Genomic DNA, 25,650 nt, shown 5'->3' with positions numbered 1-25,650 from the left:
ATCGTGTGGGTGACACAATTATTAAGCAATTCAAAATTCAAAATTCAAAATTCAAAATGAAAAAACACAATTCTAGCCAGCCTTTTGGCAATTGCTAATATGCAACTTTAATGCGTGTTAATTTAGTACTGGCAGCAGCAATCACCTTCGGTTTGCGAGTTTTGGTTACTGTTAAACGGCAATATTATTTATTGTCACTCAGATATGGCAAAATTTTTAATCGAGAAGGAAACTTCAAAACTGTCGAGAGGGCTAATACCGCAAGGCGAAAGTCAAAAGTCAAAAGTATTATGAAATGGGCTTTTTAAGAATTTTAAATGGTTGCTCTATTTACGCCGTGGTCTACTAGTGCCTAATTTTTTGCCCATCAACATAATTCTGGTACCTCAGGGAGCAGAATATAAAGCTGTCTGTCGCGGATTAAGCGGCGTTACTGGCTCTATTCCCACGGTAGCAGCCATACCTGTTGGGATGAAGCCTTTACTCAAATATCTGCAACAATCCCCAGGAAATGGACAATTTCTGGTTCCAAAATCCAGAGTGCTGATTATGGGTATCTGTGGCAGCTTGAGCGATCGCCATACAGTTGGTGATATCGTGCTGTATCAAGATTGTGTTTATCAAGGGAAGCAGCAAGAATGCGATCGCACTTTTACAGCACAATTGCACTCTTTAATATCACAAAAAGCCTCATTAGTCAAGTCACTGACAAGCGATCGCGTCATTTGGTCTGCTGCTGAAAAACGCCATTTAGGTGAGACTTTGGCGGCTGATGTTGTTGATATGGAAGGATTTACCGCCCTAGAGTTTTTCAATGCATCTGGGGTATCCGTGGCAATACTGAGAGTCGTCAGTGACGATTGTCAGCATAATATCCCTGATCTTACATCAGCAATTAACTCTGATGGCTCCCTAAACCCTTTGCCTTTAGCGATGGGAATGCTTCGACAACCCCTTGCTGCGACTCGGCTGATTCGAGGTTCGTTAACAGCATTAAAGGTGTTAGAGCAAGTTACAAATCTGCTGATAAATTTACGCCACATTTAACCGGATATTGCCGGACAAAGTAACAATAGCGCTGTTACCTTCATAGGCAATAGTGGCGGTATCCCGCAAAGTTTTTAAGTAAATATCAGTGTTTATCCGTAGTTAATTTTGCTCTTAGAGCAGATTTCAAGTTAGTGAAGTACACCATCTAAGCCTCAAAGCTAGGCACAGAGACTATTCTAATTCAGAATTCTGATGCCTCGGCGGAGCGTCTCTGGCTCCGCTCCTGAATTCTGAATTCTGCTGTATATAGCGTTTCCCAATAAGAGTGAAGTGCATCTCAAAACCTCACTCCCAACCCCTCTCCTTACTAACTACGGTGTACACACAAGTCTTTGGTGACGCAATTTACGGTTAAGTCTCACAGCCCCTGAGATACCTCACCCTGGTTCTGCTACGCAAAACCTGTCCCTCTCCTTACTAAGGAGAGGGATTAAAGATAGGACAGGGTGAGGTTTTAGAGGACTTTTGGGGAATGCAATAACTTGTGTGTACACCGTAGCTTTGAACTCAAAAAGAGGGGAGAACCGCTTATTCTTTATCGCGGTGAGGTTAAGCTGTACCCCAGTTGCTTAGGAAACCCTACATCACGTTAATACAAACTAATAAATACTAATGGGGTAACAATCAACATAATTCCCTATTAATTGTGAAGTTCTTTATGGAATAACTTTTACAGAAACTTTATGGTTAGATAGATCAAGTAGGAACCTATATTGGGAAGCATAAAATATAACCTTATCAGGGTTGGGTTCCACGAGAGCTGATGACACTGGATTGTGAATCAAAAATATTCTTTTGCCAGGATAGCTCGGAACTAATTCGCCAACTATTGAACAGAATTTATGAAGCTCAATCACAAGCTCTACTTGTACTCGTTCCTAGCTCATTTCGGATGGCTCAAGAAAAGTTACACCGCTAAAATCTTGTTGGTGGCATTTTTGGGCACTCATGTACCACTTCTAACGTTACTTTTGAGTTTCCTCGTCTCAAACTCCTATTCCTTGGAGATGGCGGCGCGAGTTATGAGCGTTGCTCTGTTGGCGACGTTAGTGGGTACAGCCGTCACCCTCTACGCACTACACCACCTTCTCAAACCCGTTATTTTGACATCTGCTGCATTGCAAAACTATCTGAACACCAAAACCCTACCTGAATTGCCCACAGAATATGCTGATGAAGCGGGTACATTGATGGCGGATACTTCACAAACTCTTCACAAATTAGATCAGTTAATTCACTACATCACTAATTATGATGATCTAACAGGATTGCCCAATCGTGATTTATTCTGCGATCGCCTCCATGAGATTCTATCCCAACCTGAAAACAACCAGCGCCTTGTAGCTATCTTTTTGCTAAGTATTGATGATTTCACTGCTTTGAGTCATGGGTTGGAGCATCATATAACAAATTTGTTGTTAAGAGCAGTTGCTCAGAGGTTATCAACCTGCATGATGCAAACAGATATTCTTGCCCATTTGAGTGGAGATAAATTTGCCATTGCCCGCATGGACATTGTTTCTTTTGAAAGTGTGATTAAGCTATCTCAACTGCTATCAAGTAACCTGAGCAAACCCTTTTTTGTAGAAGGTAACTTGATTCATATCACCGCCAGCATCGGCATCACAATTAATGGACTAAATGATCTTAATAGCGTAGATCAACTCTTGCAACAGGCTGACATGGCACTGTACCAGGCGAAGCAGCAAGGGCGTAGCCAATACCAATACTATTCGCCGGAAATTAATGCTCAGTTACAAGAGCGACTCACCTTAGAAAATGAATTATATGCAGCGCTGAAGCGTAATGAAATGCTGGTTTATTATCAACCTCTGATTGATTTACAGAACGGAAAAGTTACAGGTATGGAAGCGTTGGTTCGCTGGCAGCATCCTACTTTAGGTTTGATTTCTCCAGCAAAGTTTATTCCCATTGCCGAAGCCAATGGTTTGATCGTGCCAATTGATCAATGGGTTTTGCGAACTGCTTGCGCCCAAAACCGTGCTTGGCAGCTTGCTGGATTTAACCCAATTCGGATATCTGTAAATCTCTCAGCTAGACAGTTTGAACAACCGAATCTGGTTGATGTCGTCAGCCAAATTCTTCAGGAGACTGGACTCAAAGCATCTTATCTGGAACTGGAAGTGACGGAAAGCTTCTTGATGGGTGACATTGAGCGATCAATTAATACCTTAAAACAATTACGAGAACTGGGTATATGGTTGGCTCTAGACGACTTTGGCACCGGTTATTCCTCCCTGAATTACTTGAAGCGCTTTCCTGTAAACATGCTGAAGATTGATCAGTCATTTGTACAGGATGTCATTTCCAATCCTGATAGCACCGCCATCACCGATGCGATCATTGCCCTCGCAAAGAGCCTGCGGTTGAAAATCACGGCAGAGGGTGTGGAAACCAAAGAACAGCTTGACTACCTGCGAATGCAGGGATGTGACGAAGGTCAGGGTTACTACTTCAGTCGTCCTGTCCCTGCTGATATAATTACCCCGATGTTGCAGGAAAGTTCTCACCAGATGGAGAGAATTGCAGCATAGGTGGATACCTAAGCCATTACAGCTAATCACACTTTTGCACCTATCTCGGCGCGGCCACCGAAATACTTCTATAGCACTATGCACCTAAATTGAGATTCTTTTTGTGTGGTAGCGGGGCTTCCACACAAAAAATCGTCCGGGTTTAGCCGCATTAGAATCCATTGGCAAATTCGCAGTAGTAAAAGGCGAGGCTAGTTCTCTAGGGAACTGCGATCGCACAGATCAAATAGAATGAGGGTGATGTGTTCACCAGGAATATATTAGGTTTCTTGAATTTAGGCATTTGAACATACCAGTTAGACAAGGCTCCTGAACAAGCGATCGCCATTAAAGAATAAAGAACCGCGCATGATTGCCCGCTATGACCTAGCGAAAAAGCCGGATGGCAAGTGGCAAAGTAAAGTGGGGCGCGACATTTTGTTTATTGAGCGCAACCTGGATTTTTTGAAACCGGGGGGTAGAATGGCGATCGTGCTTCCCCAAGGACGCTTTAACAACTCTTCCGATAAGAACATTCGAGATTTTGAGGTTAAAAGAAGAGGATCAGATTTACGTGGGTTTCGTGATTAATTCATTAATCGGAAGGCTTCAAACTGAAAAATTAAGTGCTGGAAGTGCACAAGCAGAACTCTATCCAAAGGATATTGATAATTTTGTCATTCCTTCTATCGCAAAAGAGAAGCAGGAGCAAGTCGTAAATCAGTATGTTTTATCTCTTAAAAGAAAGCAAAAATCCAAACAACTGCTAGAAATTGCTAAAACAGGAGTAGAACGAGCGATCGAGACTGATGAAGCGATCGCAACCCATTGGATAAACCAGCAACTTAAAGCCTTGGAGGTAAACCTGTGATGATTGCTCAAACTGAGACAAAACACTACACCATTAATGAATATCTAGAACTAGAAATCGCGTCAGAAATACGCAGCGAATATTGCAATGGAGAAATCATTTCAATGACTGGTGGAACACCCAACCACAATGATATTGCTGGAAACTTGTATATTTTGCTTAAATCTGCCTTAAAAGGGAAAGACTACCGGACTTTCTATGCCGATCAACGACTTTGGATTCCAAGTGTCAGCCTTTATACCTATCCCGATGTGATGGTTCTGCCCAAACCCTTAGAACTTCAAACTGGACGCAAGGATACCGTGGTGAACCCCTGCTTTATCGCTGAAGTGTTGTCTAAGTCGACCCAAAACTATGATCGCGGCGAGAAATTTGTTGCCTATCGTACAATTTCCACCTTCGGAGAATATCTGCTGATTGATCAATACCGTACACACGTTGAGCATCATGTCAAAACAGCCGCTCATCAGTGGCTATTTTCAGAATACGACGATCCAAATGTCACCCTTTCTTTGAGTACCTTTGAGTTTCAAATTCAAATTTCAGAACTTTACGAAAATATTGATTTTTCGACCGTTTGAGTTGAATGGCTAAAACAGGAGTAGAACGAGCGATCGAGACTGATGAAGCAACGGCAACCCATTGGATAAATCAACAGCTTAAAGCATTAAATATAGAAATAGATGTGTTGAAATAAAAAATGAAAGAAATTCGCTTTAGCGATCATGCTCAATTAAAAATGGAGGTTTTAGCGAGTCATGAAATAAGCATCGATCCGAACTTTGTAATAGAGACAGTGCGATCGCAAGACAAGCTGTAAACTGGTGAAGTGGATAAACTAATTGCACAAAAACGTTTAGACGAAAATTTAGTGCTTCGAGTCGTTTACCGAGAATTAAATGCTTTCATTTAGATCGTCACCCTTTATCCTGGCAGGAGGTCTAGATATGAAAAAGATTAGCTATAGCAAAGATGTTGACGTTCTATTAATTGAACTTTCCAATGAGCCAATTGCCTATGCTGAAGACGAAGGACAAGTGATTTTACATTATTCTCAAGATACCAAGCTAGTTCTAGTTGAAATACTAGACTTTCGACGCTTTATGTCAAATGAAACTGTGACTGCATTGTTAGCCTCCTGAGAAAATTGCTAAAACAGTCGTAAAACGGGCAATAGAGACTTATGAAGCGATCGCAACAGCTTGGATAAATCAACAACTTGAAGCGGTTGGCATTAATTTATCAAATTAAACTTAATTTAATGGAGGCATAATGTCTGACATTACCCTAAACCCAGAACAACTCAAGGAAATCTTGAAAAGCGCGATCGTCGAATTGATTCGTGATAACCGTGAAGAAGTATCTGAATTTTTGGCAGAAATTATTGAAGACATAGCAATGGAACGAGCGATCGCCGAAGGTGAAACAACTGATCTAGTTAACCGCGACTCCATTTTTCAACTTTTGGAGCCGAAATCGTGAAAGTCGAGTTCAGAAAAAGCTTTGAAAAGGATCTTGGTAAGATTCGAGATGAGGACTTGCTCCTGAAAATTAAAACTGTAATAGAAGAAGTGGAAACTGCTGAAAGTCTCTTGAATATCAGCAACATCAAAAAACTTAAGGCAGATGGAAATTACTACCGTATCCGAGTTGGTGACTATGGAATTGTTTTGCCGAAGACAAAGATATGATTACCTTTGTTCGTGTATTACATCGCAAGGAAATATATCGATATTTTCCATAGTGAATGACTACTGCTGGAAATTGCTAAAACAGGAGTATAACGAGCGATAGAGACTGATGAAGCGATCGCAACCCATTGGATTAACCAGCAACTTAAAGCCTTGGAGGTAAACCTGTCATGATTGCTCAAACTGAGACAAAACAGTATATCAATAGAGAAATCATCCTTACGGTTGGTTCGCTCATTTTCAAGATTGTTGAGAAATTAAATGGCGACAAAGCTTATATCCCACATTCCGCACTTCATCGTGTAATACACGAGGATTTCCAACATCTGGCTAATGGTGGTTAAATAGCAATGACAAATCCAACCAACCGTTATTATATAGGGAATTAAAAATTTAACTATGGAACAACAACCGATACAAGTAATTGGAGGTGGGCTAGCTGGGACAGAAGCAGCTTGGCAAATAGCCCAAGCTGGAGTGCCAGTAATTCTGCATGAAATGCGTCCAAAGCGATTTAGTCCTGCTCATCATACAGAACATTTGGCAGAATTAGTATGTAGTAATTCCTTTGGGGCAATGGCAAGCGATCGCGCGGCGGGATTATTGCACGAAGAATTACGCCAACTGGGTTCGATCGTCATTTCTAAAGCTGATGAACACGCCGTACCTGCTGGTGGGGCGCTAGCCGTCGATAGAGGACAATTTGGCCAAGACTTGACTCAAACTTTAGCTAGCCATCCTTTAATTGAATTTCGCCGGGGTGAAGTGTCTGCGATTCCTGAAGGAATTGTCGTTTTGGCGACTGGGCCTTTAACCAGTCCCGACTTGGCAGAAGATTTACGCCGCTTTACCGGGATGGAATACCTTAGCTTTTTTGATGCGGCTAGTCCGATTATTGTGGGAGAATCGATTAACCGTGACGTTGCTTTTATGGCATCACGTTATGACAAAGGTGAAGCAGCTTATCTCAACTGCCCAATGAATAAAGAGCAGTACTTGCAGTTTCGAGAAGAACTTTGTAAAGCTGAACAAACAGAACTCAAAGGTTTTGAACGGGAAACGGCGAAATTTTTTGAAGCTTGTTTACCCATAGAAGAACTAGCACAGAGGGGGGAAGATACCATGCGCTACGGCCCCCTAAAGCCAGTGGGATTATCAGATACTCGCACCGGAGAACGTTCTTATGCTGTAGTGCAGTTGCGCCAAGAAGATAAAGCCGGTCAACTGTGGAATATGGTAGGATTTCAAACTAACCTGCGTTGGGGTGAGCAAAAGCGCATATTTCAACTTATTCCCAGTTTGGAAAAGGCAGAGTTTGTAAGGCTGGGAGTGATGCACCGCAACACTTTTATTAATGCTCCTCAACTAATGCATCCGACTTTGCAATTTAAAGAGCGTCCGACATTGTTAGCAGCTGGACAGTTGATTGGTACTGAAGGCTACACTGCTGCGGCTGCGGGTGGCTGCTTGGCGGGAATTAATGCAGCACGGCTAGCTTTGGGTAAAGAACCTTTGGTTTTACCACCAACAACAATGATGGGTGCGTTATTGGAATTTATTAGTTCCGCTTCGCCAAAGCATTTCCAACCAATGCCGCCTAACTTTGGGATTTTTCCTGAATTGGGTGGTGCGAAAATCAAAAGTAAACAAGAGCGTTACGGACGTTACCGCGATCGCTCTTTAACTGATCTAGCAAACTGGAAAGCTAATCATAATTAATGGGCGTTGGGCATTGGGCATTGGGCATTGAGAAAGAGGAGGCAGGATTCAATTTTGAATGCGTGAATTTTGAATTGATTTCTCCCCACTCCCCTATCTATACCTTCAACACCCAGGCTTCACGATTTTCAAGGCTAACAAAAGACTCTGGTACGATTTCGAGATTCACTCCGAGGGCTTTGAAAGTGGCACGAATAGCCGCAGCATGGGCAGCCTCAGTAGAGCCGATACTCGCCCCGACAGTAATCAATTTTGGAGTTTTCAACTTAGCAATTTCTTGGGTATAGGCGATCGCAGCATCAGTCTCCAAAGCTAAAGCCAGCTTGGCAATATTTACATCGCTATCCAAGTTTCCCTCACCCTTTTTGATGTAGCCTGAAACATCATAGCTAGACTGTGTTTTTATTGGAGTTCCACCTAAACTGGCGATCGTAGCTGCTAGAGTATCCCGATGGTTTTTATGATCAGCTTGGTTGCGGAGCGCCAAAGCCAAAACAGCTTTACCAACCTCAGTACTAGTTAGCTTGCCAGCAGCAGCACCATAAGCCCAAATCGCCTGGTGTTCGTAATAAAGAGCATTGTTCAGAATTTTTGCATCGTTTCGTTTCGCCCAGGAGTTGTTGTCCGAGCATCAGCTTTTTGGGCAATCAGCGGCAAACCTAACGCAGTCGCTATACCACCGACTGCCCCACTCACTATTAGCGCACGGCGAGAGGAATTTTTGCTTAAAGGGCTTTGATAGTTCATGAGTAAGTGTCTCCTAAAGATATGACTGTTTGTTTGATGCGGATATGAAAATCAGAGAATAGCCAGGGCATGAATAACCTTGGCTGCAAGTACTGCCTTTGGATGAAAAGAGTTTTTCCCAACGAATAGTTCTAATGTGTCTTGACTAAATGTTCACTTTCCAAGTCAATGACTGCTCATTTGTAACTCATTTTGGCAATGGTGTCATCAATTACACTAAAATGGGATAAATACTCTTTTTTTATTTTTAACGAAACGTACTGTAGTCATGTATTTAGTAAGATTATTCGCTTCGCTTTGAATAGCAAGCAAAGGCAAATTTGTATTATTTATACTCTCAAAATTTACTTACTGATGCACTGATGCCGGTCTGATTTTAAATTTATTTAATTTAATAAAACTTCAAATAGGTCTATTATCCTTTAAAATCTTTTGCATAGATTTAGGTAAGATATATGGCTGATATTGTTGATATTGCTATTACGGCTGAGTCTTTCAAAACACTGGTGGCGGCTGTACAAGCTGCTGGTTTAGTAGAAACATTAAAAAGTCCTGGTCCGTTCACTGTCTTTGCACCAAATGACGATGCTTTTGCCAAGTTACCAGCAGGAACTATCCAAACTCTATTACAGAATATTCCCCAGCTAACGCGGATTTTAAAGTATCATGTCGTTCCCGGAAAGCTCCTAAAGGCTGATTTTGCACAACTCGGTACGGTTAATTCTGTGGAAGGTTCACCCATTAAAATTGATTCTTCTGATGGTTTTGAAGTTAAAAATGCCACAGTTTTAGCAGCAGATATCGAAGCTGATAATGGGGTGATACACGTTATCGATACAGTGATTTTACCGGGTTAATTTAGCTAGGGTGGGTGTTTTCCACCCTACTTATCTAAAATCTTTATAATTAACTAACTATTGAGTAGTATCAAAACGCAACTCAATAGTTTAATTTATGTTATATTTGCAAAGTGATTACTCACTTATATGTTAATTTAGATTTTGTTATTTTAAAATAAATTAAATTCTTAAAAAGCTAACATCTATCCCAACAAATTAATGCTCGATTTTAACACCTTAGCTGAGTTATCTCGTGGCAACTGCATAAGTATTTGTGCATTTCTCGTACCAGCGAACTTGCTTATCACAATTTTAACGATGAGCCTAGTAGCGTTACGTCGCCCATCACATCAAGTGTGGCAATGTGCTGGAATTGCCAGCTTTTTCGCTTCTGTAATGATACTACACGTATATACTTGGTTCATGATTGGCGTGGTGATGGCTCCTACTTATATCTTGCTGTGGCTAGCAATCACCTGTTTAGTTACTAATTTCGCAGCGATTCTTTTTCAAAGACGCTACACTAATAGCCCTAGTCTTTCCAACTGAAGTCTATCGGGCATCTATTGGTGAGATTTTCAGAAAATCATCAGCGTATTTATGAACCCCCAGCGAATTAGGATTCTACAAAGTCTTGCAGTCTGAGACGTTGGGTTTTTAGTGGGAGACTCATTTGGGAAATTCTGCACGTAACTGATTGACAACCCGATCTAATCCTACGGAATGGGCGGCTTTGAACAATAAACGATCGCCTGCTTGGACAAATGTCTTCAACCTAGCCACCAAATCAGCATGAGTTGCAAAGCACTCCGATGGAATACCTTCGGCACTAAGAGCGATCACTTCGGCATCTTGTCCATCTACCAAAACTAACAAGCCGTCTAAATTCAACTTTCGCACTGTTTCTCCCACTCGCTGGTGCAACTGCTGCGATCGCTCTCCCAATTCTTTCATTGCACCCAATACGGCAATCTTCCGCTTTCCGGGTGTGTCTGCCAATAATTGCAACGCTGCGATCATAGCTTCTGGTGCAGCATTATAAGTCTCATCTAAGAGTACCACATCATTGGGTAAGGTAAATCGTTGCGATCGCCCTGTGGGCATATTCACCACCAAACCTGCTTTCAGGCTTGCCCAATCAATCCCCAACACTTTTGCCACCCCTAAAGCTGCCAAGAAATTAGTCGCATTGTGACGACCGGCTAGAGGCAGAGGCAGTTGGATTCCTGCGACTTCCACAGTCTCGTTATCAATTAATTGCCCTTGGATATCCCCACCAGAAAAGCCGTAAGTCAAAACTTCTCCGTGCCAAACTGAAGCCGCCGTGGCCATTAATAGGGGATTATCGTGGTTGAGAATTGCCACACCATCAGCAGACATTTCGACTAACAACTCACATTTTGCCTGAGCGATCGCTTCTTCGCAACCCAGTAACTCAATATGCGCCGTCCCCACATTGGTAATTACTCCGATTGTTGGACGCGCTATTTGTGTCAGTTCGGCAATTTGTCCCCTAGCGCGCATCGCCATTTCAATCACGGCGTAGTCATCTTCTGCCCGAAGTTCTAGGAGAGTTTTCGGGACACCAATTTCGTTGTTGTAATTTCCATAAGTTTTGTGAACTCGTCCCTTGGTTGCCAAAACTGCGGCGATCAATTCTTTGGTTGTAGTTTTACCCACGGAACCTGTGACGCCAATTACCGGAATTTTAAAGCGATCGCGCCACCATCTGCCAATTTGTTGATATGCCTTGAGGGTGTCTTTTACCTGTAATATCGGAAATCCAGGATTTTCGTATTCAAAATCCACAATTGCAACTATTGCACCCTTTGCGATCGCAGTTGGCACAAATTCATGTCCATCAAACTTATCGCCTCGCAAAGCTACAAATACTTCACCCGGCTTCAGGGTACGGCTATCTGTTTGTATACCGCTACTTACTTGTGTTAAAGCAGTTTCAGATAAGTTTACAGTTTGAGCCAAAAGAACTTCAACCAGTTGGGTCAGGGTGGCAGAACAACGCATAAGTAATTCACAATTTAAAAATAAAATCGGATTATGACACAATACTGCATTGAACTACAAGATTTGCGACTTCTTGAAAAAGTCGGGAATCTCAGCCTAGTCAGAATAACATCAAAAATAGTGCCAAAGGAGTTAGGCTTCTTTGGCACGCTTTGTTTATAAGCTATTTATATAGTTTAATTAGGTATATCTTCTATCGCCCTATCCTCGGTTTTTAATCAAGGTTACTTGCACAATTTGTGTTGCTATCTCATTAGAAACACCTAATGCTTGATATAAATCATTTAAGAAGTTTTTTTCTTCTTCAGGTACAATGCCTTCAGCTAGGACTAAATCGGTGGCTACTGCAAAAGCTGCTTCTCGCAAATCTTGAGATAGAGAATCTTTTGCTGCATCAAATAAAGCATTAAAATCATCACCCTGGAAAATGCCCAAGATTTTGTTAAACAGTCTGTTCATCATTTCATCGGGATAACTTTCAAAAAGTTTCATCCGAGACAGCACAGAAGTGATAGAATTTGCTTGCTCAACAGAAAGATAACCGTCTGAGGCTGTTGCCATCAAGATAATGACAGCAAAAGCTTCCTCTGGATTGAGTGCTGCTTGGGTTTGGCTTTCAGTGCCCAACACAGCGTCGAATAGACCCATTGTAGTAACTCCTTGCTTAGGGTCTCAATAGCGCTACAGTTACCTGTGTGTTTGGTGGATTTCCAGGTAAGGCTGCAACGCTGTGAGACTTTCATGCTTTAGTGTTCCCAGGATTTCGTCACGGCGAACACTCGCACCCAATGGTTTTTGGCAATAACGACATTGCCATCTGCAAACTTAGCGTTCTCCTGTCTTTTCTATTGTTTCAATTACCGCCAAACCTATACTAGAAGCTGCTATTAACAGTACTCCTGATATCAAATAGGCGTTGGTCAACATTCTTAGGGCTTCATCGAAAAAAATATAGGTGGTCATTGCTTCACCTTTTGAATTTTGTGCTGCTAGTACTTTTTATTTCTCCACACCCCGATAGGTGAATTTCGCTGAGAAACTGCTAGCAATTGCATCTTAACAAAACTTTAGCTCTTTCAGAACCCCACTCAAACTTTTTCTTTCTGAAGATTTGATAAACTTTACAAAAAAGAGCATTGGACATTGCGTATTGCATCCAAACTAAAATCGCTATAGATACTAAGGCATTGTATCCAGACGCGATGCCTGGGGCGGGCTATACCTACGTAAATCTGGTAGTATTTAACTTTTTGAACGGATAAAAATCTTTGTTTGAATTAGGAATCAGAGATGAGGAATTAGGGTTCAAATAATCCTTTCCCAGTCCTCAATCCCCAACTTGCTGTGGTAAAGATAGGGAATCCTGGCGCTACCAGTTAAAATACGGTAAGCCTGCCAAATTACCGTTGATTAATCCTACACAAGGCGCAACTAGTATTATTACTATTTTGTATAATTGGACTCAATTAAAAACTCTTACGTAAAAGTAAAAGTAATAGTTCACTGTTTATCAGATACTTTCACTATGAACAAATTTAATTTTTTGTTAAATGTACGAAAATATTGGCAATATTTTGTTACATGGATGATTAGTGGTTCTGACCTCCAAGTTTGGCCAGAATCAGACCGGTGTGGTAACATTTCTTGTTGGCACGCCTACGATCCAATCACAGGACGCTCTGCTTGTTTTGGCTCTGAAGAAGAAATGCGAATTTGGATTGACAAGTGTTATTACAGATAAAATCTTTTGCTAATCAATATGGCAAATAGACATTTCGGAACAATCGGTGATATATGGAAACATTTGCCACTAGCAGAAATTCTGAGAGTTGAAAAGCCGTTTTCGTACTGGGAATCTCATGCTGGTTCTGCGTTGTACACCCTCACACATTCTATTCAGAGGGATTATGGAGTGTTTTACTTCATAGACAATACAACCCAATCTCCAATGCTTGAAGCGTCAGCATACAAGCATATTCTTAACACCTACCAACAAGAGGGACAATTATCTACATATCCAGGTTCACCGTTGATTGCATTAAAAGTGCTGCATAAAAACAAATCTAAGTTTTTGTTTTGCGACATAGATAATGAAAGCTTGAAGAATATTCAAGAAACATCGGATGCTGAAGGGATATCAAAAGTTGTTGAGGTGATTCACGCAGACGGCATTAGTACATTAGCAGAAAAAGCAGCAAAGTTGTCAGCAGAAAATGCTTTAACTACATTTGTACATATTGATCCTTTTCGTCCATTTACGCGGTCTGCTAACGGACTGCATTCGATAGACTTATTTAGCAAATTGAGTCAGCAAGGTTTAAAAGTCTTGTATTGGTCTGGTTATGATTCTTATCAATACAGAGACACTTTGATCAATGAAATAAAGTTGTCTTTGGCAAAATATAAAGTAAGTTTGATAGAAAGACGAATTTGGTGCGGTGACGTAAGTTTAGCTGCAATAGATGACCCACTCTTCGATGAACATCCAGGAGTGTTAGGGTGTGGAATTGTTGCCAGTAATCTCAGCGAAGTTTCAGTTAAAAATTGTCAGCGACTTGGAAAAGAGTTAGTTGGTATATATGAAAATGCGCTTTTTCCGAGTGGCAGTAGTGGAGCTTTACGGTATCAAGCTATTTGGGATTAATTTTTTCTAATAGCTCCTGCTGTTTGTTTCAGATCCTCTAAAAACGATTCTTATACAAGCAAAATGAGTGGATAATCATGATATAAACCACAACTATCCACTCAAAGTTTACTAAATCCGGGTTACTAGAAAAAATCAATTAGATTATTGGAACTTGGGAAAGTTCAAACCAATTAACGTGACTCAGTTCCCTGATTGGGGCTACCTGCGATACCATCTTCTCCTGGTGCTTCTGGTTTAGCAGTGGTTTTAGCATCACTCTTTTCAGCATCGCCAGTTTTACGGATATTTTCGTCGATGGGGGTTTGGTAGCCACCAGAAGCGGCAGGTGTCGTTTCTTGATTATTAGGTTTTTGTTTTTGTTCTTCAGCCATGACTAATATTCCTAATCATCTATTGTTGGTATTATCTTAATAAAATTCGGGTGTGACTACATCTATCCAGAATCTAGTTATGGCTGATTCGCCCCTCTATCGGAAGTATTGTTTAGTAGTATTCAACTCATGAGCCAGAATCTATCGTTACCATCTGGGTGTATCCTTCGCAAAGCAACCTCTGCGGATAAGTGGTCGATTCGATTGCTGGTGTTCTCAGCGAAACTCGATCCAACCCAATTAAATTGGCAGCAATTTTGGGTAATTGAATGCGATGCCTACGGGGGGCAAAGCCTACGCAATCTGGTAGCTTGTGGACAGCTACGTAATTTCTCAGGCGCACAAGAACTTGGTAGTTTGGTCGTTGTATCAGCTTGGAGAGGTCGCGGTTTGGCTACTTTGCTAATGCAGCAATTAATTAATACAGCAACACAACCACTTTATCTTGAATGTTTAGGTGAGCGACTGGCGCAGTTTTACAGTCGCTTTGACTTTGTGCCAATATCTTTTGAAGACTTACCACAATTTCCCAAGACAATAGGCTTGTCTACGCTCAAAGGGAAATTTAGATTCTCGCAATTAGCTAAAAGCCTGCTCAGAGTTCCTGTGGTGTTTATGGAATATCGAGGTCAGAGTAATTCGTAATTAAGATGTGCAGAACAAGGCTGGATACAAGCTGTTTCTAACTCTTTACTCTCCCCTATTCCCTATTTTCAAATCGGAGGTTTAGCAAAAATCGTTAGTAAGACTGGCCCTAGTAAATAGTGGTGATTCAAACACAATAGCCCAGCAGAGGAGCCAAGAAGTTGACGTTGATTAGGGCTGTAGAGTCTAATTCCACGGGGAGAGACTGGCAATAATTGAGGTTCTGTCTCTTTTTTAGAAGTAATGTCAACTAAATAAAAGCGTCCACCGGGAGAAAGTACCCGTGCTATCTCACTAACCACCTGTTTAGGTTCCAAATAGTGCAAGAAGCTGATAGTGCTGAAAACGGCATCAAATTGACCATCAGCAAAGGGAAGAGACTCAGCTTTGCCCTCAATATAAATTAAACGTGGACGGTGGTGGTTGCTCTGTCTTGCTACTCGCAACATATTAGCAGATAAATCCAATCCGGTGCCTTGCAGGTCGGGAAACTGAGTAGCAAGGCGCTCAAGTAAGCGTCCAGTACCACAGCCGATATCAAGTACATTTGCTGGCTCTGGTAAATCGACGTACTCCAGCAACCGTTTGTGAACGGCTCGATAAAACACTGAAGGAAAGAACCAGTCGTAACTTGGTGCCCAGGCGTCAAAAAGTAGCTTTTTATTACTGAAAAAGTTATAAGTCATCAGTTTTCGCAGCTTCCCTGAAGCTTGATGCTTTTTTAAGGTAAGTTTTGCTGCGCCTCCAAGAAGTTGGTTAACAACACAAGTTAACTATAGCGGTTCTGAATTGGTTGTAATAGCTCAGTTGGTTTTATACCAAGCTTCTGCATCCACAGAGCTTTAGCAAAGCTCGCCACAGGTATCGCTCTTGTTTCTGGCGCTGGCATATTTCGATCTCACTTGTAGTCTGGATTACCGACTCGTGGATTTCCCATTGCTTTGTTGTAAAGGATGCACTTATTGACAACATTACCTTTTTATGAGGTTATCACTAATAGCTGGAGACTGGAAATAAGAGTTTCAGGGGTGTGCTTAAATGTGGGAAAACTACGCACATCATGGCCTCTTGTATTTCACAGAATTAAAAATAGCGATAATTGTCCGCTAAGGCACATTTATTAATTTACATCTGGGCATAAAATCATTATTTGTTTACATCATCCGGAGGATTACAAATTTATTTTGTAGTTATATATATTCCGATCGCACTAGGTCACGCTTACAAATGAATCGGGTTGCTCGCCGTGGTGTTTCTTACTTACTGTGTTTGGGATTAGCAATCACTTTAACAGTTTTTTCACTCTCTTCACTGCCAGTTTATTCGCAAAAAATAAGTCCTTTAACTACAGAAATTCGCGGCGTTTGGCTCACTAATGTTGCTAGTGGTGTACTATTTGTCCCTTGGGGTATTAACCGCGCTTTAAATCAATTATCGGCTCTCAATTTTAATACAATTTATCCTGTAGTTTGGAACCGAGGACATACTTTTTATAAAAGTCCTATAGCCAAAATGACTACAGGCTCGGATACTCAACCTTTGCTCAACTTCATGCATGGTGGACAGGATGTTTTAGCAAAGATAGTGACACTTGCTAAAAATAAAAATTTGAGAGTCATTCCCTGGTTTGAATACGGATTCATGACGCCGCATTATTCACAATTAGCAAGGCGTTATCCCGATTGGTTGACAATTGGGAAAGAAGGTATAAATTCTATCCAAGATGCCCCACCGGAAGAAATCGAGAATGGTTTGGTGAATAAACAGGCTTGGTTAAATCCTTTACATCCACAAGTGCAAGAGTTTATCCAAGGGCTAATTTTAGAAGTAGTCAGGGATTACGATGTAGATGGTATTCAGCTTGACGACCATTTTGGGATGCCGGTACAGTTTGGCTACGATCGCTTCACTATTCAACTCTACCAGCAAGAACATCAAGGCAAAAGTCCCCCTGGTGATCCTTTTAACCCAGAATGGATGCGTTGGCGAGCAGACAAAATTACTGATTTTATGGCGGAAATCTATCAAGCTGTCAAGGCGGTTAAACCCAAAGTCAAAATATCTTTGTCTCCTAACTATCAAGCTTTCGCCTACAAATACTATTTGCAAGACTGGGAAAGTTGGGTAAAAAAAGGTTTAGTTAATGAGTTAATTTTGCAGGTATATCGAAATGATAAAAACTCTTTTATCGCTCAACTGGAACAACCATCTGTGAAATTGGCTCAAAGTTTAATTCCTGTAGGTATTGGTATATCGACGGGAACGATGGCTAATCCTGTGAAAATGGTACAAGTTAAACAACAGGTTCAGCTAGTGCGCGATCGCCATTTTGATGGTATCTCCTTTTTCTACTGGGAGAGTCTGTGGGGTTACATCGCACCTGAATCACCCCAACAGCGACGCAAAGCTTTTTTTGAGATGTTTCATACTAAAACTGTCAGACTATTACAACCAAAGAAACTTTGATGCCATTCGCGCTTGAAAATACTAGATTTCGCTTTACATTGCTGTGGACTTTAGCTACTTTTAGCGGTTTTTTATTAAGTTTATTCTTAATTGAAGTCGGCGAAAAGCCAGATGTTGGGGTAATAGAAGCAGCTATCGGCGGATTTGCGATCGCACTTCCTCAAGGTTGTCTTCTCAAAGAACCTATATTTTGCATTAGGTGGATTTTGTCAAGTCTTTTGGGTTGGAGTATCATCACCGCGATCGGTATTGGTGCCGTGGGTTGGATTGTACCTAGCACTCAGATTCTTCCCCTGAGAATCCTGTCTGGGGCGGTTTATGGTGGACTTGGCGGCTTGGGAATTGGATTGGCACAATGGTTGGCAATTCCCCAGCCGATGGCGTGGCGATGGATATTTGTCTCTTCAGCAAGTTGGGCTGTTGCTGTCCCCGTGGGTTCTGCTGTCGGGATGATTTTGCACCGCTTAACGCAGTTATTCTTAGGCGAAGTCATGGGATTAGCCATCACTTGGCTGCTAGTTGGTATCCTCACAGGAATCAATGCTCACAAATTGCGATCGTGAGTTTTCATTGGCTTGTTCACGCCGATATGATAACGTGTGTACATGAACATTTATTGAAAATATAGCCTTTCTTCATGTCAATTATAGATACAATATGGGATTTACTTATACATCTATGGTTGAAAACACTCGCGGTAAAAGGGGAGATCCAAGCTATAAATTAATCTCTGGTTACGTACCAAAAGAACTTGCTTTATTATTCAAAAATATTTTTGTCGCCACCGAAACAGACCAAAGTCACATTGCTTCTCTAACGAGACGCGATGTGAACGCTCCGAATTCAAAATTCAAAATTCAAAATTAATAATCCCCATAAATAAATTTAGTTGCTCTGTATCATGAGTCTGTTTCGGTCAAGCTCTGGAAGAAATGATTAGAAAATGGACTAAAGAAAAGCAATCAATACTTGATCATATGCAGAATATCTAAATACAAATGAGGATAAAGAAAAAGGAGAAACTACACCATGAGCAACGCACAACGACTTGACAATGTGGAAAATGATTTAGAAACAGTTAAACAGTTGTTGGTATCAACAACCAGCTATGCAGAATCAGCTGACAAAAGGATTGACCGACTAGTTGAACGTCAAGACTTAACCCAAAGACAGCTTGATGGTCTAGCCGTAACTGTTCAAGTTATGGGTGAAAAAATTGACAGAGTTGTGGAGAAGATTGACAGATTTGTGGAGAAGACTGACAGATTTGTGGACAAGACTGACGATTTTATCGATACAACTAAAGCGCGGAACGCCGTACTAGATGGGGTAATACTTGAATTACGAGAGGGACAAATGTCCACTAATGCTGCTGTGGAAAGGTTTGATAGAATCTTAGAACAATTGCTCAAGCGAAACGAATAGTAAGCAACCTATAGACAAACCACGCAATCGTCTTGGACTGAGGATGGAATTAAGTATCCTTCGGATCTTCTATTATATCTTCCTATTCCCCACCCTCACACAATAACTTTATTAAGAATTGTAAATTTAATTGATGTATATTCATGCTTGTACTGAGATATATGCAAGAATATTAAGAAATTGTTAAAAATAAATTTCAGTAACTTTGCCCTAACCTGCAAATGTATGATACTGTTGTTGAATTAATAGGGGGTCTAACCCATCAGCCCTAATTCATCTGAAATTTCTTTAATTTCAGTGCCTTTCAACGCACTTTAGCTATTAGCCCGCAATTTATTGCAGGGCGGGAAAGCAACGCAAAAACGAGGTTTTAGGGGTGGGGGGTTTAACAAGAGAGTGAATTGACCAACAGTATCATGTATTTTCGCCTTCAAAAAGCAGGATTTGTTAAGCTGACTCCTACTTAGCTTTCCTAGATTTCTGATCAGAAGTAGAGAAAGATCCAAATTTCCATGAGCAACAGCTGACAAGACTTTGCTATAGGCGCTAAAGTGCATCGAGTGCAAGCGTAACGACAAGAGAGCGCCTAGAAGAGTCAGAGTAATACCAGACAGGGACTCTCGCATGAATATAAATCCAGTGGAATCAACTATAGAGTTGACAAAATTATCACCTCGTCAGATTCTCTTTGGCAAAGAAGTAGATGATAAAAGCAGTAGCGAACAGTTTCTACTGAGCATGTACGATTCTGTGCAGGCATCAATATTTGTAGTGGATGTGCTGGAGGACGGAGACTTTCGGTATGTGGCATTAAATCCCACTCATGAGCGGTGGATAGGCATTCGCTCAGACGATCTCCGGGGCAAAAAACCAGAGGATATTCTCTCTCCCATCGATGCTGCGAAAGTGCGTCAGCATTATTTTGACTGCGTGCTATTTGGCAAAACTATTTCTTACGAACAATGTTTGCAATTCCAGGGGATTCCTACTTGGTGGAGTACGACTCTTACCCCACTCAGGGATGCTAACTCTCGGATTTATCGACTGATTGGTACTAGTAGCAATATCACGCCTGTGAAGCAAGCAGAACAAGCAGTTGGCCTCCAGGTTGAACGAGAGCAACTCTTAGAAGCGATCGCCCGACGGATTCACCAATCTGTAGAATTAAAGACAATTATCCAGAAGTCCACAAAAGAACTGCGGCAGTTTTTGAATTGCGATCGGGTACTAATTTATCGCTTCCAGGCTGATGGCAGTGGACTAATCATTGCCGAATCAACTGTAACTGCCAGCGATCGACTATTGGGAAAAAAGATCACCGATCCCTGCTTCAGTCGCAAACATCGAGAACACTACGGACGAGGTTGCATTCAAGTTGTCGAGGATATTTATGCAGCAGGGTTGCATTCTTGCTATATAGATTTCCTAGCATCTTTGCAGGTGAGAGCCAATCTAGTCGTGCCGATTTTCCCAGAGCAAGATATGTGGGGACTCTTGATTGCCCAGCATTGCCACGAACCGCGTCAATGGCAGCAAACAGAAACCGATTTGCTCAAGCAGTTGGCAACTCAAATCGGTATTGCTGTTGGGCAGGCAGAACTTCATCAGCAGATCAAGAATCTCAAAGCCAAGAGGGAGTTGCAAAAACAGAAGCACATCAATCAGTTGCAGCAGGTACGAAACTTTCAAGCCTTGGTGCGACGCATGACAGAACAAATCCGCGACAGTCTGGATGAGACTCAGGTGTTGCAGACTGTTACCCAGGAATTAGTACAGTTACTGAACCTTGATCGTTGCCAAATCGAACTCTATAGCATCTGCCAAACCCTGGTTACGATTACCTACGAATGCAGCACGAACCTACCCCAGTGTCAAGGATTGACCAGACAGATTGCAGACCGTCTGGAAGTCTATCAGCCCCTGTTGCAAAAACAACCATTGCAATTTTTGGAAATTCTGCCGGGATGGCAACCAAAATTGTTGGTTATGTCCCAGATGGCTTGTCCAATTTTTGATCCTCAAGGGATTTTGGGAAATATTTGGTTGATAAGACCATCACAAGATGCATTTGATGAATTTGAAATCGAGCTAGTGCAGCAAGTTGCAAATGAATGTGCGATCGCTATTCGTCAAGCCCAGCTTTATAAACAAACCCAGGCACAGGTAAAAGAACTGGAAAAAGGCGATCGGCTCAAAAACCAATTTCTCAGAACCCTCTCCCAGGAACTGCGGACACCAATAACTAGCATCAGCCTCGCAGTCCAAACTCTCGAAAGTGTTCTCACACCAGTAGAAATATCAAGTATAGAAATAGTTCCGCAACTATTGCAGATTCTGCATAACGAGTGTGGACGAGAAAACAAGTTAATTAACGACTTACTCACACTCACATATCTCGAAGCCGAACCCGATCCCCCAACTTTGATTGCCATTGACTTACAAAGCTGGCTTTACCCCATTGTCGAGTCTTTTCGAGACCTCACCAGCTGTCAGCGACAACACTTAAACTTGATCGTTGCTCGTGCGTTGCCGCCTTTAGAGACAGATATCACCGATTTGGAGCGGATTATCACGGAATTGCTCAACCATGCCTGCAAATACACCCCAGCAGGCGAATACATCACAGTCTCTGCTCATCTAACAGGGGATGCAGTAGAGCTTAATATTACTAATTCGGGAATAGAGATTACCAGCAATGAACTCTCACGGATTTTTGAGCCTTTCTATCACCTTTCCAAACATGATCTTTGGAAACATAGCGGTACTGGACTGGAATTGGCATTAGTGCAGAAAATGGTCAGACATTTAGGTGGCTCAATTTATGTAAAGAGTGCAACTGGTCAAACCACTTTCACCGTCAAATTCCCCCTTTAATTTCTTTTTTGGGCGCGGCACTAGCAAATCTGTCAGAAGTTTGCTATGATGGTTATTCGTGTGGGTGACTAGCTCAACGGTAGAGCAGTAGACTCTTAATCTATTGGTTGCGGGTTCAAATCCCTCGTCACCCACTTTTTCCAGCATCCAGATTTTCTCTCAAGGGATAAACCCAATTTACCCTATGAAAGGAGATGAGGGTGGATAGCTGGAATACAAAAAAATTATAATTACTAATTCTTAATATAAGTTCGCATTATAGGTTATATATCAACATATCTCTGATAATTCCTAAGAACTTACTAGACAATGGATTTGAGTTATTTTTGCAATAGTTTCAGCTTTTTAATAGTATGATTTAGATGGCGTGTACTAAGCCCTATCGCCAATAGTTTTAAAACCTAAAAAATTTATATTAATCTTGATTGTTTAAAAATTTTGTGTATAAAGAATACTTCGATTTCATAGTAGTGCTGCTTCTGCGTTAATACGCCATAACTTATATTAAGTTATACACTTTGGTATGTAAAAACTATAGAGCTTGCATACTCTAGTACTTTGTCCAGCTAGTTTTGAGGGTTTGTAGTAAGTACTAAAATGCTTAGAAAATAAGGATATATAAGCCAAAGTCAAATGTTGTTGACGCTGACGCTACCAAGCATGATTCTAGCTTGATAGATAACAGTGTGGAACTGCTGAGAGAGTGTCTAGCTGACGGGACTCTAAGCTCGGATATGATAGGTAAAGAAGCTACGGGTATGGATGGGGAGTCGCTGACGTTCATCCTCCCACTTGACTTTTTTCACTGTCTCTGATACTAACTAAATATCCACTATACTTAGTCTCTATACAAGCCAATATGTTTGAGAAACCTAGAGAATAATTACTGTTTTGAAATATTGCCAATACTACTAGCTTCCAAATGGTAAAAAAGAGTAATCAATCTGTCCCTTCTATTTTCTTCAAACAAGACATCATTAATACCTGCCCACAAGCAACTAGGGAGATGTCCTCTTAGTGCAATGTCAATGTCAAGAAAATAATGAAAATAGTCTGAATTCCGCCACAAGTAGTTATTATCCTTATTAAGGGTTCTCCATCCTACTGATACTCCAAATTTATCTCGTATTTCACCATTAAATTCTTTAGTTCCACCTAAACTTTGATAAATTTCTTTTTGTACAGAGAATCCAAATTTTCCTTCACTGTAATTTAGCCAAAGCTTATCAAGTGTATTTAAATCTATGGCTGGTATTTTAACAATTCGTTCGTTATTCAATTCTGTATATGCTCTAGCATCCTTCACGATTATATTAAGTCTTTTATCATGATTAGTAACTGCCAAACACATGAGTTTTGCTGTTTCTATATCAGCTTCTCTCCATTTATTCTCTGCTAATAGTTTTTTCAAATTACTATAATCTAGTCCCACAGACGATTCCATCAGCCCTATAAATCTTTCATCATTTCTCAGACTATCAAAGCTCGGACTAACTCTTATTACTTCTTGGGAATCTTCTGGGTTTAATGTTATCGCTTCTTTGAGATTTTCTAGAGCAAGTTCTGAATCTCCCATCCATATCATACAGGCAGCTTTCTGTATAAAACACAGATATATATCAGGACTAGAAGAATAAATTGAAATAGCTGTATCACAAACTTTAATTGCTTCTTGGTATTCCTTTAATTTATAGAGAGAAAAACCTTTTGAATACAATATATTAAAAGTATTACAACCTTGAGAAATAGCATTATCACATAATAAAAGGGCAGTTTCATATTGTTTTAGATGATATTCTAAAACCATTATTTTATTTTCTAAAGCAATAGTAAATTTATTATTAATTTTAATAGCTTCATCATACGTATCAATAGCTTCTTCATGCTTACCTAATAACACCAAAGCCCAGCCTTTATTGCACCAAGCTCCGTAATAATGGGGATTTAAGCTGACAGCTTTATCGTAGCAATGAATAGCTTCTATAAGATTTTTAATTTTTCTACTCTCTATTCCTTGTCTATTAAGTTCTTCAGATTGTACAAAATCTTGATATTTAATAAGATGTATTTTGTATAAATTATTAATTAAGTTAGAAATTTCCTCATAACAATTCCGTATCAAAATATTAAATTCTTCATTTAGTCTATTTCTAGCTGTATCATATTTATTAAGAATTTCTTCCATATTCTTTTCTTCTTTCTTACCTGCAAGCCACCCTCCAACTGCACCACCAATTACACCCCCTAATCCCGGTACAATAAAATTACCAATTACACTTCCTACAATCACTTCTGTATATTTAATTCTTCCTGTAAGACCATCTACGGCTGCTTCTACGGTTCCTTTAAAGAAGGCTTTTAACTCGTTTGTTTCTTCAGGAAAATCAAAATTTAAAACTTCCTGTATAGATTTATCCATCTGCTTAATTGCATTTTTTAGACTAGAAAACCTATAATTGCAAATATCATAAAATATTGTTTCTACTTGGTTTTTATCTAAAGTAAGATAGAAGTTATCTTCTAATGTTTTTACAATTTGCTTTTCTATTTGCCTTATGGATAGCTTGATATCCTCTTCTAGAGTAGAAATATTAAAGGCGTTTACTATTTGATGAATTTTATTTTCTTCTTCTTCAGCTTTCAACCTAACTGATAGAGGTTCATATATTCTAGTTTTTAAAAATTCATAATATAGATAGTTTGACAACTTGACAGAATCTATATTTTCAATTTGACTGAGGCTTACATTTATCATATCTTTAACTTCAGTCTTGTTAATTGAGACTAAAGCTAAAGATTCTACTATTTTTCCTGAGTTATTAGTTAGTAAATTATAGTTAATTTCTTGATGCCATCCTGGAAAATCTTCATGAGTTTGTTTACCATAGACTATTAATTTATTGATAGATTCGATAGTTAATTTTTCCAATTCATTAATTAGTATTGGGACTATTAATTGTTGATTTATAGCTTCTTGTGCTTCCAGCATTACTCGCAAGCAATTATCTTTAAAATTTATTTTGGCTATAATGCCTTGAGCTTTTAAGCACTGATTTATCAAAATAGTTATTGATTGAATATCACCAGATTTAGCCATTCTCAATAGTTCTTGTTCTGGCGGTTCTACTAAATCGAATAACTCATGCCAATCAAAAAATACTTCTCCAGGTCGTTTTCCATAAATTTGAACACTTTTTATTGAAGCAGCGCCTAAACTGATAAAAGACCTACGAAAATACTCAACTATGCTTGCTTTTTCCGGTAATTCAACTGACTCTATAAGAATACGCAAGCATTCATCTTTTAAATCAACTTGAGCAATGATACCTTTAGGATCTAGTTGTTTGTTTATTATAGTTGCAATAGCTTTTGGATTTCCTTGTTTAGCAAGTTTGAGTATATTAGGTTCTGGTTTCGACATAAACACCTGCTTTTTTAATGAGATTTTGCCTTACATCTTATCTTTCCCAGTTGCAATCGTTAAATAACACATGGAAAGTAGAAATTAGACATTTTCTGTATACTTAAAAACCCATCGGGCACAATCGGCGGTAGTTCAGGATCGTAATATATCCCCATATCAACCCCAAAAAACCAATCCATGCGGGTTGTCCATAACCAAGCTAGGATGGCTTTGAGCAAACTGGGAATTAAATCTTGTAGTTCATTGTCCACAGGTGTATAGTCCGAATCAGGCAGATCCTCGGCGGAAGGTAAGCAGTGCAATGGGTTGTAATTTAACATGG

Annotated in this window: 29 protein-coding genes, 1 tRNA gene and 1 pseudogene; 22 read left to right on the top strand and 9 right to left on the bottom strand. The window is 40.3% G+C overall.

Annotation, left to right across the window (positions count from 1 at the left end; all coding sequences use genetic code 11):
* Positions 1-110: 110 nt before the first annotated feature.
* The 11 genes from V7K36_RS33650 to trmFO all read left to right on the top strand — a co-directional run bounded on the left by V7K36_RS33650 (position 111) and on the right by trmFO (position 7,865).
* Positions 111-308: a hypothetical protein gene (locus V7K36_RS33650; protein WP_335122359.1), complete on the top strand. Its 198-nt coding sequence runs from the start codon at positions 111-113 to the stop codon at positions 306-308.
* Positions 309-360: 52 nt separating this feature from the next.
* Complete coding sequence (locus tag V7K36_RS33645; protein ID WP_335122357.1) at positions 361-1,047, top strand: 5'-methylthioadenosine/S-adenosylhomocysteine nucleosidase family protein; 687 nt, start codon at positions 361-363, stop codon at positions 1,045-1,047.
* Between the two features lie 845 nt (positions 1,048-1,892).
* Positions 1,893-3,605 carry a putative bifunctional diguanylate cyclase/phosphodiesterase gene (locus tag V7K36_RS33640; RefSeq protein ID WP_335122355.1) on the top strand — a complete coding sequence of 571 codons (1,713 nt, stop codon included), beginning with the start codon at positions 1,893-1,895 and terminating at the stop codon, positions 3,603-3,605.
* 348 nt (positions 3,606-3,953) lie between these two features.
* Positions 3,954-4,175 (top strand): hypothetical protein, encoded by a 222-nt coding sequence (locus tag V7K36_RS33635; protein ID WP_335122353.1) that lies wholly within the window; start codon positions 3,954-3,956, stop codon positions 4,173-4,175.
* A complete protein-coding gene (locus tag V7K36_RS33630) occupies positions 4,168-4,455 on the top strand; it encodes a hypothetical protein (protein WP_335122351.1) in 288 nt (95 codons plus the stop codon). Before V7K36_RS33635 ends, V7K36_RS33630 begins: the two co-directional genes overlap by 8 nt.
* Positions 4,455-5,036, top strand: a complete 582-nt coding sequence (locus V7K36_RS33625) for a Uma2 family endonuclease (protein WP_335122426.1) — start codon at positions 4,455-4,457, stop codon at positions 5,034-5,036. The genes V7K36_RS33630 and V7K36_RS33625 overlap by 1 nt, the downstream gene beginning before the upstream one ends.
* 366 nt (positions 5,037-5,402) lie before the next feature.
* Positions 5,403-5,597, top strand: coding sequence for a DUF2283 domain-containing protein (locus V7K36_RS33620; protein ID WP_335122349.1), 195 nt, complete (start codon positions 5,403-5,405; stop codon positions 5,595-5,597).
* Between the two features lie 130 nt (positions 5,598-5,727).
* Positions 5,728-5,937, top strand: a complete 210-nt coding sequence (locus tag V7K36_RS33615) for a hypothetical protein (protein WP_335122347.1) — start codon at positions 5,728-5,730, stop codon at positions 5,935-5,937.
* Positions 5,934-6,146, top strand: a complete 213-nt coding sequence (locus tag V7K36_RS33610) for a type II toxin-antitoxin system RelE family toxin (RefSeq protein WP_335122345.1) — start codon at positions 5,934-5,936, stop codon at positions 6,144-6,146. Before V7K36_RS33615 ends, V7K36_RS33610 begins: the two co-directional genes overlap by 4 nt.
* Before the next feature lie 170 nt (positions 6,147-6,316).
* Positions 6,317-6,490, top strand: coding sequence for a hypothetical protein (locus V7K36_RS33605; protein ID WP_335122343.1), 174 nt, complete (start codon positions 6,317-6,319; stop codon positions 6,488-6,490).
* Between the two features lie 55 nt (positions 6,491-6,545).
* The gene (gene trmFO, locus V7K36_RS33600) at positions 6,546-7,865 is read left to right on the top strand and encodes an FADH(2)-oxidizing methylenetetrahydrofolate--tRNA-(uracil(54)-C(5))-methyltransferase TrmFO (RefSeq protein ID WP_335122341.1); all 1,320 of its coding nucleotides are present in this window, start codon (positions 6,546-6,548) and stop codon (positions 7,863-7,865) included.
* A gap of 97 nt (positions 7,866-7,962) precedes the next feature.
* Here trmFO and V7K36_RS33595 read toward each other — a convergent pair whose 3' ends face one another.
* Both V7K36_RS33595 and V7K36_RS33590 read right to left on the bottom strand, forming a co-directional pair.
* On the bottom strand, positions 7,963-8,418 hold the full coding sequence (locus V7K36_RS33595; protein ID WP_335122424.1) for a DUF4439 domain-containing protein: 456 nt from the start codon (positions 8,416-8,418) through the stop codon (positions 7,963-7,965).
* Between the two features lie 29 nt (positions 8,419-8,447).
* On the bottom strand, positions 8,448-8,612 hold the full coding sequence (locus V7K36_RS33590; protein WP_335122339.1) for a hypothetical protein: 165 nt from the start codon (positions 8,610-8,612) through the stop codon (positions 8,448-8,450).
* A gap of 455 nt (positions 8,613-9,067) precedes the next feature.
* Here V7K36_RS33590 and V7K36_RS33585 point away from each other — a divergent pair, with 455 nt between their 5' ends.
* Together V7K36_RS33585 and V7K36_RS33580 are read left to right on the top strand one after the other, a co-directional pair.
* The gene (locus tag V7K36_RS33585) at positions 9,068-9,469 is read left to right on the top strand and encodes a fasciclin domain-containing protein (protein WP_335122337.1); all 402 of its coding nucleotides are present in this window, start codon (positions 9,068-9,070) and stop codon (positions 9,467-9,469) included.
* A gap of 201 nt (positions 9,470-9,670) precedes the next feature.
* Positions 9,671-10,000 carry a hypothetical protein gene (locus V7K36_RS33580; protein WP_335122335.1) on the top strand — a complete coding sequence of 110 codons (330 nt, stop codon included), beginning with the start codon at positions 9,671-9,673 and terminating at the stop codon, positions 9,998-10,000.
* Between the two features lie 120 nt (positions 10,001-10,120).
* Here V7K36_RS33580 and V7K36_RS33575 read toward each other — a convergent pair whose 3' ends face one another.
* The 3 genes from V7K36_RS33575 to V7K36_RS33565 all read right to left on the bottom strand — a co-directional run bounded on the left by V7K36_RS33575 (position 10,121) and on the right by V7K36_RS33565 (position 12,439).
* Positions 10,121-11,476: a UDP-N-acetylmuramoyl-tripeptide--D-alanyl-D-alanine ligase gene (locus V7K36_RS33575; protein WP_335122333.1), complete on the bottom strand. Its 1,356-nt coding sequence runs from the start codon at positions 11,474-11,476 to the stop codon at positions 10,121-10,123.
* A gap of 201 nt (positions 11,477-11,677) precedes the next feature.
* The gene (locus V7K36_RS33570) at positions 11,678-12,124 is read right to left on the bottom strand and encodes a tellurite resistance TerB family protein (RefSeq protein WP_335122331.1); all 447 of its coding nucleotides are present in this window, start codon (positions 12,122-12,124) and stop codon (positions 11,678-11,680) included.
* A 177-nt stretch (positions 12,125-12,301) separates the two neighbouring features.
* Entirely contained in the window at positions 12,302-12,439 is a 138-nt protein-coding gene (locus V7K36_RS33565) for a hypothetical protein (RefSeq protein WP_334827066.1), read from the bottom strand.
* A 562-nt stretch (positions 12,440-13,001) separates the two neighbouring features.
* On the opposite strand from V7K36_RS33565, the gene V7K36_RS33560 reads away from it, so the two are divergent.
* Both V7K36_RS33560 and rlmJ read left to right on the top strand, forming a co-directional pair.
* Positions 13,002-13,217 (top strand): hypothetical protein, encoded by a 216-nt coding sequence (locus V7K36_RS33560; protein ID WP_335122329.1) that lies wholly within the window; start codon positions 13,002-13,004, stop codon positions 13,215-13,217.
* A gap of 18 nt (positions 13,218-13,235) precedes the next feature.
* Positions 13,236-14,120, top strand: a complete 885-nt coding sequence (rlmJ, locus tag V7K36_RS33555) for a 23S rRNA (adenine(2030)-N(6))-methyltransferase RlmJ (RefSeq protein WP_335122327.1) — start codon at positions 13,236-13,238, stop codon at positions 14,118-14,120.
* Positions 14,121-14,293: 173 nt separating this feature from the next.
* Here rlmJ and V7K36_RS33550 read toward each other — a convergent pair whose 3' ends face one another.
* Complete coding sequence (locus V7K36_RS33550; RefSeq protein ID WP_335122326.1) at positions 14,294-14,494, bottom strand: hypothetical protein; 201 nt, start codon at positions 14,492-14,494, stop codon at positions 14,294-14,296.
* Between the two features lie 129 nt (positions 14,495-14,623).
* Between V7K36_RS33550 and V7K36_RS33545 the strand changes: the two genes are divergently transcribed.
* Positions 14,624-15,139: a GNAT family N-acetyltransferase gene (locus V7K36_RS33545; protein WP_335122324.1), complete on the top strand. Its 516-nt coding sequence runs from the start codon at positions 14,624-14,626 to the stop codon at positions 15,137-15,139.
* Between the two features lie 68 nt (positions 15,140-15,207).
* On the opposite strand, the gene V7K36_RS33540 is transcribed toward V7K36_RS33545, so the two are convergent.
* Positions 15,208-15,825, bottom strand: coding sequence for a class I SAM-dependent methyltransferase (locus V7K36_RS33540; protein ID WP_335122322.1), 618 nt, complete (start codon positions 15,823-15,825; stop codon positions 15,208-15,210).
* 541 nt (positions 15,826-16,366) lie between these two features.
* Between V7K36_RS33540 and V7K36_RS33535 the strand changes: the two genes are divergently transcribed.
* The 6 genes from V7K36_RS33535 (at position 16,367) to V7K36_RS33510 (ending at position 22,038) form a co-directional block, all read left to right on the top strand.
* Positions 16,367-17,605, top strand: a complete 1,239-nt coding sequence (locus V7K36_RS33535; protein ID WP_335122320.1) for a glycoside hydrolase family 10 protein — start codon at positions 16,367-16,369, stop codon at positions 17,603-17,605.
* Positions 17,605-18,168, top strand: a complete 564-nt coding sequence (locus V7K36_RS33530; RefSeq protein ID WP_335122318.1) for a hypothetical protein — start codon at positions 17,605-17,607, stop codon at positions 18,166-18,168. Before V7K36_RS33535 ends, V7K36_RS33530 begins: the two co-directional genes overlap by 1 nt.
* Positions 18,169-18,283: 115 nt before the next feature.
* Positions 18,284-18,472 (top strand): hypothetical protein, encoded by a 189-nt coding sequence (locus V7K36_RS33525; protein ID WP_335122316.1) that lies wholly within the window; start codon positions 18,284-18,286, stop codon positions 18,470-18,472.
* A gap of 162 nt (positions 18,473-18,634) precedes the next feature.
* Positions 18,635-19,030, top strand: coding sequence for a hypothetical protein (locus V7K36_RS33520; protein ID WP_335122314.1), 396 nt, complete (start codon positions 18,635-18,637; stop codon positions 19,028-19,030).
* 624 nt (positions 19,031-19,654) lie between these two features.
* On the top strand, positions 19,655-21,904 hold the full coding sequence (locus V7K36_RS33515; protein WP_335122312.1) for a sensor histidine kinase: 2,250 nt from the start codon (positions 19,655-19,657) through the stop codon (positions 21,902-21,904).
* Between the two features lie 62 nt (positions 21,905-21,966).
* A tRNA-Lys gene (locus V7K36_RS33510) sits at positions 21,967-22,038 on the top strand.
* A 749-nt stretch (positions 22,039-22,787) separates the two neighbouring features.
* Here the strand turns inward: V7K36_RS33510 and V7K36_RS33505 are convergent.
* Positions 22,788-25,325: a GUN4 domain-containing protein gene (locus V7K36_RS33505; protein WP_335122310.1), complete on the bottom strand. Its 2,538-nt coding sequence runs from the start codon at positions 25,323-25,325 to the stop codon at positions 22,788-22,790.
* Between the two features lie 98 nt (positions 25,326-25,423).
* Positions 25,424-25,648 (bottom strand): annotated as a pseudogene (locus V7K36_RS33500) (hypothetical protein); the annotation flags it as partial.
* Positions 25,649-25,650 lie beyond the last annotated feature (2 nt).

Origin of the sequence: Nostoc sp. (assembly GCF_036919555.1) — a bacterium.
GTDB lineage: Bacteria > Cyanobacteriota > Cyanobacteriia > Cyanobacteriales > Nostocaceae > Nostoc.
The sequence above is the reverse complement of the archived record's forward strand: the minus strand, read 5'-3'. Positions and strand labels throughout refer to the sequence as shown.

Excerpts from the sequence above, each read along its gene's own strand:
- V7K36_RS33560 (WP_335122329.1), top strand. The coding sequence starts at position 13,002 with ATGAACAAATTTAATTTTTTGTTAAATGTACGAAAATATTGGCAATAT.
- V7K36_RS33575 (WP_335122333.1), bottom strand. The coding sequence starts at position 11,476 with ATGCGTTGTTCTGCCACCCTGACCCAACTGGTTGAAGTTCTTTTGGCT.
- V7K36_RS33580 (WP_335122335.1), top strand. The coding sequence starts at position 9,671 with ATGCTCGATTTTAACACCTTAGCTGAGTTATCTCGTGGCAACTGCATA.
- V7K36_RS33570 (WP_335122331.1), bottom strand. The coding sequence starts at position 12,124 with ATGGGTCTATTCGACGCTGTGTTGGGCACTGAAAGCCAAACCCAAGCA.
- V7K36_RS33520 (WP_335122314.1), top strand. The coding sequence starts at position 18,635 with ATGAGCAACGCACAACGACTTGACAATGTGGAAAATGATTTAGAAACA.
- V7K36_RS33605 (WP_335122343.1), top strand. The coding sequence starts at position 6,317 with ATGATTGCTCAAACTGAGACAAAACAGTATATCAATAGAGAAATCATC.
- V7K36_RS33620 (WP_335122349.1), top strand. The coding sequence starts at position 5,403 with ATGAAAAAGATTAGCTATAGCAAAGATGTTGACGTTCTATTAATTGAA.
- trmFO (WP_335122341.1), top strand. The coding sequence starts at position 6,546 with ATGGAACAACAACCGATACAAGTAATTGGAGGTGGGCTAGCTGGGACA.
- V7K36_RS33530 (WP_335122318.1), top strand. The coding sequence starts at position 17,605 with ATGCCATTCGCGCTTGAAAATACTAGATTTCGCTTTACATTGCTGTGG.
- V7K36_RS33565 (WP_334827066.1), bottom strand. The coding sequence starts at position 12,439 with ATGACCACCTATATTTTTTTCGATGAAGCCCTAAGAATGTTGACCAAC.
- V7K36_RS33515 (WP_335122312.1), top strand. The coding sequence starts at position 19,655 with ATGAATATAAATCCAGTGGAATCAACTATAGAGTTGACAAAATTATCA.
- V7K36_RS33635 (WP_335122353.1), top strand. The coding sequence starts at position 3,954 with ATGATTGCCCGCTATGACCTAGCGAAAAAGCCGGATGGCAAGTGGCAA.
- V7K36_RS33550 (WP_335122326.1), bottom strand. The coding sequence starts at position 14,494 with ATGGCTGAAGAACAAAAACAAAAACCTAATAATCAAGAAACGACACCT.
- V7K36_RS33535 (WP_335122320.1), top strand. The coding sequence starts at position 16,367 with ATGAATCGGGTTGCTCGCCGTGGTGTTTCTTACTTACTGTGTTTGGGA.
- rlmJ (WP_335122327.1), top strand. The coding sequence starts at position 13,236 with ATGGCAAATAGACATTTCGGAACAATCGGTGATATATGGAAACATTTG.
- V7K36_RS33540 (WP_335122322.1), bottom strand. The coding sequence starts at position 15,825 with ATGACTTATAACTTTTTCAGTAATAAAAAGCTACTTTTTGACGCCTGG.
- V7K36_RS33545 (WP_335122324.1), top strand. The coding sequence starts at position 14,624 with ATGAGCCAGAATCTATCGTTACCATCTGGGTGTATCCTTCGCAAAGCA.
- V7K36_RS33650 (WP_335122359.1), top strand. The coding sequence starts at position 111 with ATGCGTGTTAATTTAGTACTGGCAGCAGCAATCACCTTCGGTTTGCGA.
- V7K36_RS33525 (WP_335122316.1), top strand. The coding sequence starts at position 18,284 with ATGGTTGAAAACACTCGCGGTAAAAGGGGAGATCCAAGCTATAAATTA.
- V7K36_RS33615 (WP_335122347.1), top strand. The coding sequence starts at position 5,728 with ATGTCTGACATTACCCTAAACCCAGAACAACTCAAGGAAATCTTGAAA.
- V7K36_RS33505 (WP_335122310.1), bottom strand. The coding sequence starts at position 25,325 with ATGTCGAAACCAGAACCTAATATACTCAAACTTGCTAAACAAGGAAAT.
- V7K36_RS33590 (WP_335122339.1), bottom strand. The coding sequence starts at position 8,612 with ATGAACTATCAAAGCCCTTTAAGCAAAAATTCCTCTCGCCGTGCGCTA.
- V7K36_RS33625 (WP_335122426.1), top strand. The coding sequence starts at position 4,455 with ATGATTGCTCAAACTGAGACAAAACACTACACCATTAATGAATATCTA.
- V7K36_RS33585 (WP_335122337.1), top strand. The coding sequence starts at position 9,068 with ATGGCTGATATTGTTGATATTGCTATTACGGCTGAGTCTTTCAAAACA.
- V7K36_RS33640 (WP_335122355.1), top strand. The coding sequence starts at position 1,893 with ATGAAGCTCAATCACAAGCTCTACTTGTACTCGTTCCTAGCTCATTTC.